Annotated in this window: 13 protein-coding genes; 2 read left to right on the top strand and 11 right to left on the bottom strand. The window is 64.7% G+C overall.

Going from position 1 to position 9,096, the window contains the following annotated elements; all coding sequences use genetic code 11:
• Positions 1-45: 45 nt before the first annotated feature.
• Both B1756_RS12310 and B1756_RS12305 read right to left on the bottom strand, forming a co-directional pair.
• The gene (locus B1756_RS12310; RefSeq protein ID WP_086888810.1) at positions 46-417 is read right to left on the bottom strand and encodes a type II toxin-antitoxin system VapC family toxin; all 372 of its coding nucleotides are present in this window, start codon (positions 415-417) and stop codon (positions 46-48) included.
• Positions 401-655 (bottom strand): antitoxin VapB family protein, encoded by a 255-nt coding sequence (locus B1756_RS12305; RefSeq protein WP_086888809.1) that lies wholly within the window; start codon positions 653-655, stop codon positions 401-403. Before B1756_RS12305 ends, B1756_RS12310 begins: the two co-directional genes overlap by 17 nt.
• Before the next feature lie 90 nt (positions 656-745).
• On the opposite strand from B1756_RS12305, the gene B1756_RS12300 reads away from it, so the two are divergent.
• Positions 746-1,549 (top strand): SIR2 family NAD-dependent protein deacylase, encoded by an 804-nt coding sequence (locus tag B1756_RS12300; protein WP_086888808.1) that lies wholly within the window; start codon positions 746-748, stop codon positions 1,547-1,549.
• A 7-nt stretch (positions 1,550-1,556) separates the two neighbouring features.
• Here the strand turns inward: B1756_RS12300 and B1756_RS12295 are convergent, their stop codons facing one another.
• From B1756_RS12295 to B1756_RS12265, 7 genes are all read right to left on the bottom strand, one after another.
• Complete coding sequence (locus B1756_RS12295; RefSeq protein WP_086888807.1) at positions 1,557-2,204, bottom strand: helix-turn-helix domain-containing protein; 648 nt, start codon at positions 2,202-2,204, stop codon at positions 1,557-1,559.
• A 127-nt stretch (positions 2,205-2,331) separates the two neighbouring features.
• Positions 2,332-3,033 carry a phosphoglycerol geranylgeranyltransferase gene (locus tag B1756_RS12290; RefSeq protein ID WP_086890171.1) on the bottom strand — a complete coding sequence of 234 codons (702 nt, stop codon included), beginning with the start codon at positions 3,031-3,033 and terminating at the stop codon, positions 2,332-2,334.
• Between the two features lie 236 nt (positions 3,034-3,269).
• On the bottom strand, positions 3,270-4,439 hold the full coding sequence (locus B1756_RS12285; protein WP_086888806.1) for a nitric oxide synthase oxygenase: 1,170 nt from the start codon (positions 4,437-4,439) through the stop codon (positions 3,270-3,272).
• Between the two features lie 155 nt (positions 4,440-4,594).
• Positions 4,595-5,788 (bottom strand): threonine synthase, encoded by a 1,194-nt coding sequence (locus B1756_RS12280; RefSeq protein ID WP_086888805.1) that lies wholly within the window; start codon positions 5,786-5,788, stop codon positions 4,595-4,597.
• Positions 5,789-5,927: 139 nt separating this feature from the next.
• Positions 5,928-6,104 carry a 50S ribosomal protein L37e gene (locus B1756_RS12275; protein WP_086888804.1) on the bottom strand — a complete coding sequence of 59 codons (177 nt, stop codon included), beginning with the start codon at positions 6,102-6,104 and terminating at the stop codon, positions 5,928-5,930.
• Positions 6,101-6,328, bottom strand: coding sequence for an LSM domain-containing protein (locus tag B1756_RS12270; protein ID WP_086888803.1), 228 nt, complete (start codon positions 6,326-6,328; stop codon positions 6,101-6,103). The genes B1756_RS12275 and B1756_RS12270 overlap by 4 nt, the downstream gene beginning before the upstream one ends.
• A gap of 110 nt (positions 6,329-6,438) precedes the next feature.
• A complete protein-coding gene (locus tag B1756_RS12265; protein ID WP_086888802.1) occupies positions 6,439-6,951 on the bottom strand; it encodes a PUA domain-containing protein in 513 nt (170 codons plus the stop codon).
• A 251-nt stretch (positions 6,952-7,202) separates the two neighbouring features.
• Between B1756_RS12265 and B1756_RS19670 the strand changes: the two genes are divergently transcribed.
• Positions 7,203-7,373, top strand: coding sequence for a hypothetical protein (locus tag B1756_RS19670; RefSeq protein ID WP_186336458.1), 171 nt, complete (start codon positions 7,203-7,205; stop codon positions 7,371-7,373).
• A 201-nt stretch (positions 7,374-7,574) separates the two neighbouring features.
• Here the strand turns inward: B1756_RS19670 and B1756_RS12260 are convergent, their stop codons facing one another.
• The gene (locus B1756_RS12260) at positions 7,575-8,072 is read right to left on the bottom strand and encodes a LabA-like NYN domain-containing protein (RefSeq protein WP_086888801.1); all 498 of its coding nucleotides are present in this window, start codon (positions 8,070-8,072) and stop codon (positions 7,575-7,577) included.
• Positions 8,073-8,209: 137 nt separating this feature from the next.
• A complete protein-coding gene (locus tag B1756_RS12255) occupies positions 8,210-9,046 on the bottom strand; it encodes a M48 family metallopeptidase (RefSeq protein ID WP_086888800.1) in 837 nt (278 codons plus the stop codon).
• Positions 9,047-9,096: the final 50 nt, after the last annotated feature.

Raw genomic sequence — 9,096 nt, 5'->3', positions numbered from 1 at the left:
GGCGAAACTTAAGCGCACTCGTTCGAGTCCACTGCATGCAATCGGCTAGTATGGTGTGACGGCCGCTCGAGTTCGCTGAAACTCAGCCACGTTTCTCGTCAACACCGGTTTGTTGACCGCGATCGCGGTTGCAGCGATCATCGTATCGACCGCACCGATCGGGGTCCCTGCAGAACGGAGACGGCGGTGTTCAGCGATTGCTCGTCTCGCCTCGTCGAACCCGTACGGCAGCACGTCGACGCGCTCGATGATCGATTCGAACCGGTCACGACGCGATTCGGGGAGGCCTCGGCCGACTTCGGTCACAGTGAGCGTCGAAACCGACGCGTCGTGCCAGTCGAACTCGTCGAGTTTGGCGATCGCACCGGCGTCGGCCTCGAAGAGATCGATCAAAAAGCAGCTATCGACCAGAACCATCGTCGCCCCCGTCACCACCATCGGCGAATCGAGTGTTCATCTCGGCGCGAAACGTCGACGACTCGTGCCGGACGGTATCCAATTCGTCCTCGTCGACGAATCCAACGAATTCGCGAAACGGGTTCTCGTCGTCGACCAGCAGTCGATCGACCACGTCGCTAAAACTCTCGTCGCCCCGTTTCGCCCGCTCGAGTCGGCGGTACGTTTCCGCTCGGAGGCTGATGGTCTTGTTCCCCATCTGTGTTCCTGTGTACGAGTTCCTGTGCATATAATCTTTAGCTGCGGGGGGTATCTCTGGTCTTATCTCCGTCGAGGTCGATCCTCGCGTATGGACGACCTCGAGTCACTCGCAGCCGAGATCGACCGGGCGTCGACGGTCGTCGCGCTCACGGGTGCAGGAATCTCCGCACCCTCGGGTGTTCCGACGTTCCGCGGCGACGACGGCGTCTGGGAGCACTTCGACGAGGGACAGTTCACCTACGGACGGTTCCAGCGCGATCCCGCTGGTTTCTGGGACGATCGGGGCGACCTCCAGCGCGAGCTGTTCGGCGAGGCCTACGAGCCGAACGCAGCCCACGTGGCGCTCGCAGAACTCGCCGCCGAGGGGTACCTCGACGCGGTCGTCACCCAGAACACCGACGGGCTACACCGTGACGCGACAGCACGCGTTCGGGGGGCGACGGCCGACGGAGAGAACGACACCACCGACGAATCCGAGGGGACCGATCACGAGATTCTCGAGTTACACGGCAACGCGCGTCGAGTGCGATGTGTCGACTGTGGACGGCGACAGGATGCAGACCCGGTCTTCGAACGCGCCGAAGACGGCGACCTCCCGCCGCGATGTGACTGCGGCGGCACCTTCAAACCGGACGTCGTGCTGTTCGGCGAACAGCTACCCGGGGCCGTCATCCAGCGCGCACGGACGCTCGCAGGCGAAAGCGACGTCTTCCTCGCGATCGGGTCCTCGCTGGTCGTCCAGCCCGCTGCCTCGTTACCGAGACAGGCCGCCGCAGACGGCACGCTGGCTGTGATCAACCTCGAGGAGACTCCCTGTGACGGCGACGCCGCGGTAGTCTGTCGAGCGGACGTCACCGAGGCCGTCCCGCGGTTGCGGGAACTTGTCAGGTAGCGCGCAGTCAGAGAACGTGTTCTTCGATCAACCGGGACTGGCCTCGCCGGAGTCGCTCGCTGACGGCCTGCGTAGAGATCTCGAGCGTGTCTGCGATCGTCTCGAGTGACGTCTCCCGTGGGACCTCGAAGAAGCCGTGTTCGTGGGCGAGAACGAGCGCTTCTCGCTGTGAGTGAGTGACCGGTTCCGACTGGCGGTCGCGGCCGACCCGATCGTCCGGGGCGAGTCGATGTAACTCGAAGCCGACGCCCTCGCGCTGGAGAAAGTCGTGGTAGGTGGTGAACGCCTCGCGGTCCGGAAAGCGCATTTCGATCTCCCAGCGGCCGTCGCTCCCGCGGCCGGCGAGCAACTCGCCGCCGACGGCGACCCAGCGCCGATAGGCCCCGACGACGTTCGAATCGCTACGCTGGATCCGATAGAGCGCAGAGTCGTCGGCCGTCGTCACCCGGTCGAAGTCGTCGACGGTCCCGTCGTCGGTCAGCGTCTGCTCGAGCCGTCGTCGGTCGGGATACCTGACCCAGCAAAACGCGATCGGGTGGTCGGGGTCGAGCGCGTACTGGCGCTCGAGGTCGACCGTGAGCGACGGCAGGGCCTCGAGCGTCGGACCGAGGACGAGGCCGGGTGACGCCGCCTCGAACTCCGCGCGGAGACTCATGCATCGAACTCGAGAGAGGAGACGCAAAACCGTTTAGGCCGATCCGGCTTTTTCAGCCCGCTCGAACAGTTGTTCTAACGATATTCCAGAAATCCACGTCGGTAGTGATCGGCAGTGGCCAGTGACCTCACGCGTCGGCTGCCGCCTCGACGGTTTCGCGGACGGCGTCGACCCCTTCCTCGTGGGCGAGGTCGCCGACGACGATCACGTCTGCGTACTGGGCCATCGCGTACGCCGAATCGTAGTCGTGGATGCCACCGCCGTAAAACAGCGTGGCCTCGTCGACTCCCCCCGCTGCTGCCTCGACGATCCCTTCGTCGCCGAGCATACCCGAATACTCGAGGTAGACGATTTCCTGACCGAACATGCGCTCTGCGACCTCGGCGTAGGCGGCGACGTCGTCGGCGTTCAGATCGCAGTCGGCCTCGGTGTAGGTCGCCACGTCAGCGTCGGGGTTCATGACGATGTATGCCTCGAGCGTCGTGCGATCCCAGTCGAGACCGTCGTCGATACGAACCCACTCCTTGTGCGCGCCGGTGATCCAGAACGGCGACCCCGCGTTGAAGACGGTCGGAATGAGATACCCCTCGAGGGCATCGTGTTCGATGACGACGTCGGGACTCGAGGGTTCCTGATAGAGGGGGACGTCGTGTTCCGCGCAGGCGTCGACGACGGCCTGCATGTTCTCCTCGGTGATCCCCATCGTGCCACCGACTTCGATCGCGTCGGTCCCGGTCGCACAGATGTCGCCGTAGGTCACGCCCTCGGGCAAGTCCTTGTCGGGATCGATCTTGAGCACGTGATTCCAGTCGTCCCAGGGGGCAGTCATACCGCTCCATTTCCAGAGCGCCAGCAAAAACGCTACGAAACGCCCGACGGATTTGCCGGCGTGAGCGCTCGAGGCACGCAGTTCTCCTCGTGCACCCGAGTCGATCGCGGGGATCTCACAGGCGACCTCCACTGTCGGGCCGTCGAGGAGACCGCCAGCGGACGTGGCAGCTACGGTTCCAGACTCGAGAACCACCCGGCGAGTTCGGCACTGGGTTTATTCTGGTCTTCGTCAGGTCACTCCCGGATAGCCGCTGGCGGCTCGAGGTAGAAGAAGTTCGGCGTCCTGATCTCGTCGTCGTAGGTCGTGTGGAAGACCTGCGTCGTCGCGGGACTCACCGGCGGGATTAGCCACGACCAGTCACCGGTCACGTCCCGGCCTGCCGCCTCCTCGTTGCGCTCGAACTGGGCGAACTGGTCGGTGACCGTATGATGGTCGACGATCTGGACGCCCGCCTCGTCGTAGGAGTGCAAGACGGCCCGGTTGAGTTCGACGACCGCCTCGTCTTTCCACAGCGACCGGTCGTCGTCGGTGTCGAGCCCGAGTCGATCGGCGATCTCGGGAAGCATATCGTACCGGTCCGTGTCGGCGAAGTTCCGCGCGCCGATCTCGGTCGCGAGATACCAGCCGTTGAACGGCGCGGCAGTGTACTGAATGCCCCCGACCTCGAGGCGCATGTTAGAGACGACCGGCACGTCGTACCACCGGAGGTCCAGGTCGGCGAACCAGTCGTACTCCGGATGGCTGAGTTCGACCTCCTCGATCACCGAGTCGGGCACCTCGAACAGTTCCGGCTCGTCGTCGCCGACCTGAATCACGTGTGGCAGGATGTCGAACCGGCCACCGTCGCCCTCCCAGCCACGAGACTGACAGTACCGGGTCATCGGCACCTCCGCGGGGTCGCCGACGATTTCGTCCGGGTTTTCGGCACGCGTTCTGTCGCCATCTCCGGTCACCACGTCACTGTCGTCGCCACCCGCATAGCCGGCGTAGCGCAGCAACTGATAGTTCCAGATGCGAACCCGCTGTCGCCCGCGAATCATCGGCTCGAAGATCGAGATCGTCGGGACGATATCGCCCCCATTTCGCGCCCGATCGAGGTGCTCACAGCAGGCCTCGTGGACCTCCGCGGGCGTCTCGCAGTCCCGCCGGTCGAGCACCTCGAGTGACTGCCAGAAGAGCCGCCCAACGCATCGGTTGCTGTTGCGCCAGGCCATCCGCGCGCCGTGCTCGAGTTCCTCGAAGGTGTGATCGTAGTGACCGCTCTCGGCGATCTCGCGGCGGATCGTCTCGAGCCGGGGCTCGATTGCCGATTCCTTCTCGAGTTCCGTGTAACACTGGCGGACGAACGCCTCCGCCTCCCGGTAGAGCTCCTGTGGGTCGTACTCCGGGATCGGCTGGTGCATGCGCTCACTTCGACTCGGGCGTCATATGGGTACCGATGATCCCCGCGTCGCAGGACTCGGAGCGATTCGACCCAGTACCGTTCCAGGCGTCGACTGACGGGTGAAACCGGTCACCTGCGCTCGGTTTCACGCACCAGTTCAGGCCTGGACCGCCACTATATTCCCTGACTCATCAGGTGACTCCGGAGCACGTCGGCCTGCTTGTTCCCCGCCGCGGCGTTGACGAGTACGATCGTCTCGTCGCCGTTCCACTCACCGCGTTGGGCCAGTTCCTGCGCACCGCTGATCGCCGCCGCCGCGCTCGGGGAAACCTCGAGCCCCTCGTTCATCGCGATCTGTGTTCCCGCCTCGAGGACGTCCGGGTCGTCGGTCGCAACTGCATCGCCGCCGGTCTCGCGGATCGCCTCGAGCACCCGCTTCCCACCGGTGGGATCGGGAATCTCGAGTTCGCCGCAGATGGTGTCGGGCGTCTCGACGGGCGCTGGGGTATCCGCGTCGTCGTCGACGGCCGCGACGATCGGCGCACAGCCCGACGCCTGAGCGGCGTACAGCGCCGGTCGGTCGTCGACCAGTCCGAGGGCCCGACACTCCGTCGCCCCGCTGTAGCCACCGACGAGTCCAACGCCGTGACCGGTGGGGTAAACGACCGCGTCGGGGACCTCCCACTCGAGTTGCTCGAGCAGTTCGTAGACGAGCGTCTTCGCCCCCTCGTGACGGTAGGGCGTCTCGAACGGCTGGAGTGGGTACCAGTCGTCGTGTTCGTCGAGCCCCTCCTCGTAAGCGCCGACGGCGTCGTCGTACCGGCCGCCGACGACGTTCATCTCGCCGCCGTGAACGTTCACCATCGCTTTGTTAGAGAATCCAGAGCGGGAGGGCAGGTAGGCCGTCGCCTCGAGTCCGGCCCGGGCAGCGTAGGCCGCAGCCGACTGGCCGCCATCACCCGGCGAGGCGAGCGCGACGCTGTCAGCCCCGTGCTGGACGGCGGCCGTCGTTGCGACCGAGAATCCGCGATCGGCGAGCGTTCCCGTCGAGTTTCGGCCCTCGTCTTTCAGGAGGACGCGCTCGACGCCGAACTCCTCGGCGAGAGTGGGACACGAGACCAGCGGCGTCGCCCCCTCACGAGTCGTCACCGCCGTCTCGCGGGCAAACGGCAGCACCTCCGCGTAGCGCCACATCGAGTCGAACGGACGGGAGGTCAGGGCGTCACGGTCGAGGTCGATCGAATCGTAGTCGTACCGGGGGTCGAGTTGTCCCCCACAGTCCGGACACCGGTGGCTCGCGTCGGCCGCGTCGACCGTCTCCCCGCAGTCGAGACACTCGAGGCCGACGAACGCGTCGGTCGTCTCCATTGCCGTGGTCATACGCGTGTGTTCGCGGCGCTGGACAAATGGCTGTCCATCGGGTCATCGATCGGCAACCTCGAGTGGACGGACCAGACGCTGTCGCTCGAGGGTGAGAAAGCAGGAGAAGCGGTCTGCAGGTCGAGTCTCAGTTGTCGCCGGCTTTCGACTGCCAGGCGTACTCGCGGCGCTTGGCCGATTTGCCGAAGCCACACGACGAGCAGACTTTCTTCTTGACGTGGTACGATTTCTCACCGCAGCGACGACACTTCACGTGGGTCGTCGTGTTCTTCTTTCCTTGGCTCGGAGTTCCTGCGCCAGTCATGGAGTGATCGAAACGACGTTGTCGCCGCGTATAATCGTTGTGTCTTCGATCTGCTCCTCCCCGGATGCGGTCTCGCCGGCCGGAATCGCCACGTCCTCCAAGACGAGATTCATGTGCTGGTCGTAGCCCGTCAGCTCGCCGACGTACTCGTCACCACTCTTGAGTCGTACGGTGACCCGTTCCGAAAGCGACGCCTCGAGGACGTCCAGCGGTCGTCCACTCATACGAAAGAGCGCAGGTGACGGACACTTAATCGTACCGGTCCGTTCGCCGGGCAAACGGGTTGGTGGTTACGCTTGCGGTCGGGTCGACAGTGGCTCATACAATCGTGACCTCATTCGGCAGGCGCACCCTCGCGCACCCAGACAGCCATCCCCGACTCGAAATCGTCGATCGACGCAGCGCCGAGTTCCGCTCGCCCCACCGCCAGCAGGTCGCCGCGTTCGTGGACCACCAGCACCTCGTCGCCCGGCCGGATCTCCTCGCCCACCTCGAGGACGAACTTCGCGAAGACGTTCTTCCCGTCGCGGACGAACGGTTCGCTCTCGTCGTCGACGACGACCCGGTACGACGGGTGGGAGAGGGCGTCGGCCAGCCGACGACCACCCTCGAGGCCGAGTGTGAACCGGCCGTCCGTGCCGAAAGAGACGAGGCGGCCGCTGTCGGCGAGAACCTGCTGGGGGCGGCCGGAGGTCGTCCGCTTGATCGTGAGCGACTCGTCTGGCGGAAAGAGTGCCTCGCCAGCGCCAGCGCCGAACTGGTAGTCGGCGATCGTCCGGAGCGTCGGGAAGCCCGCGTTACCGTCGGGACCGCCGGGAGCGTCGGTGGTCTCGGAAGCGTCGGTCATGGGCGGGCTTCGCCCTGACGCGTCGAAAGCGCTTCGACCCGGCTCGAGCGCAGGGGTGGTCGGTTGCTCGCCCCTGTCCCGCCAGCTGATCTCGTGGAGCGATGTACGTGCACCGCCAGTGGCTCACCGGCGAACAGTCGGCACAGATCACCAGCGAGGGATGGGCGCATCTGAGTATGCTACGCGTACGACACGCCGCAAACGCCACAGACCACGAGCATTATATACCAGCGGTCGAAACCCCCTGCTGAATGGATCTGACGCAGGTCGCGATCGGAGCCTCGCTCCTCGCCGTTAGCGGACTCGCGTTTGCAAGCCCCTCGGGCCTCGACGCGTCCGTTCTCGCCGCGGTGACCGGGTTCGCCCTCCTCGTCGGTTCCCTCGTCGTCTTCACCACGATCGCCCGCGACACTCATCCCTGATACGGACTGCTAGCCATCTGGACCTCGGACCCACCCCGGTTTGCGTACCGGCTGTTCCTCCCGCCTCGAGCAGCCTCGATTGCAACCTGCTCGAGACGCGTCGCCATATTCAGTGTCACCCCCGAGTCCAGTCGCCGTCTTCCGTACCGATCTCGAGACGCATCGCTACGGACTGGAGACTGCGAGGACGACCACAATAGCCTAGAGCAGAAAGGTCTCGTGGCGTTCGCCGAGGTCGAGGAACGTGTCCGCTGCCTCGACGAGTTCGTCGGCGGTCGACGACTCGAACGCCATCACCTCGACGCGGACGCCCTCGTGGCGCAGGTGCGAACAGAGCCGTGAGAAGTCCCCGTCACCGGTACAGAGGACGATCGTATCGACGTGATTCGCGAGCGTCACCGCGTCGAGGCTCATCCCGACGTCCCAGTCGGCCTTCTTCGAGCCGTCCGAGAACGTCTTGATCTCCTTGATCTTCGTCTCGAAGCCGATGTCGATCAGCGCGTCGAAGAAACTCTCTTCTTCCGGGGCATCGGCCCGGATCACGTACGCGATCGCGCGGGTGAGCTGTCGGTCCTGGACCGCCTTCTCGAGCAGCGACGAGTAGTCGATGTTTCGGCTATAGAGGCTCTGTGCCGAGTGATAGAGGTTCTGGGCGTCGACCAATACGGCGACGCGCTGACCGGGGTGGATTTCCGTCACACGCTCTTCTAAGGACGACCGTGGTTAAAAATCGTCGCTCGTCGATGCGGAACCGCGAAAACTGAACGCCCGTCGTTCGATCGCCCTCGAGTGTAGAGTTTCGAGTCGCAAGCGGGGAGCGAACGGGCCGAGCGATGTTAGCTCCGGAGGGCCTCGATGCGCTTCTCGGTCGGCGGGTGCGTCGAGAACACCTGCTGGAGCATGCTGCGGTCGGCGTTGAAGATACACAGGGCGTTGACGCCGCTGTCGTCGATTCGGGACTCACGGCCCTCGGCACTCCCGGAGATCTTCTCGAGGGCGCGAGCCAGCGGTTCGCCGTTGCCGATGTACTGGCGGGCCGTGTCGTCGGCGACGTACTCGCGGTATCGCGAGATGGCCATCACCAGCAGCATGACGAGGAAGTTGGCGATCATGGAGGCGACCCAGGCGAAGACGATGCTGCCCGGATTGTCCTCGCCGACTGCCTGTACGACGAAGAACACGGCGTAGCCGACGATCGTGGCGATCGACTGGCCCAGCGTCATCATGATGGTGTCGCGATTTTTGAGGTGGGCGAGTTCGTGGGCGACGACGCCCTCGAGTTCGTCGTCGTCGAGGATCTGCATGAGTTCCGTCGAAACGACGACGACGCCCGAGCCCTTGCGACCGGTGGCAAAGGCGTTGGGGACGCCCATCTCGGCGACCATCAGCCGTGGCTTGTCCATCTTCATGTCCCGGCTCAGGGACTCGGTCATCTGGTGGACCCGCCGGTACCGGGGGTGGTCCTCGGGCATGTCCTTGGCGCCCGAGGTCCTGACAGCCATGAACTTGCCGAGTTTGTACTGGACCGCCGGCAGCAAGACGATCCCGGGGACCAGCACGTAGAGCCAGTTGACCCCGAAGGCCATCGAGATGAACCACGCTGCGACCAGATAGAGGCCGAACAGCACGGAACCGACGACTGCCATCCGCAACTGCAAACCGGTCTTATTCATGTGCGCCGGAGCGTTAGCTCTCGAGAGTATAAAGCGCACCGCTCTCGACC

The sequence above is a fragment of the Natrarchaeobaculum aegyptiacum genome (assembly GCF_002156705.1).
Taxonomy (GTDB): domain Archaea; phylum Halobacteriota; class Halobacteria; order Halobacteriales; family Natrialbaceae; genus Natrarchaeobaculum; species Natrarchaeobaculum aegyptiacum.
This window is presented reverse-complemented; position numbering and strand designations above follow the sequence as displayed.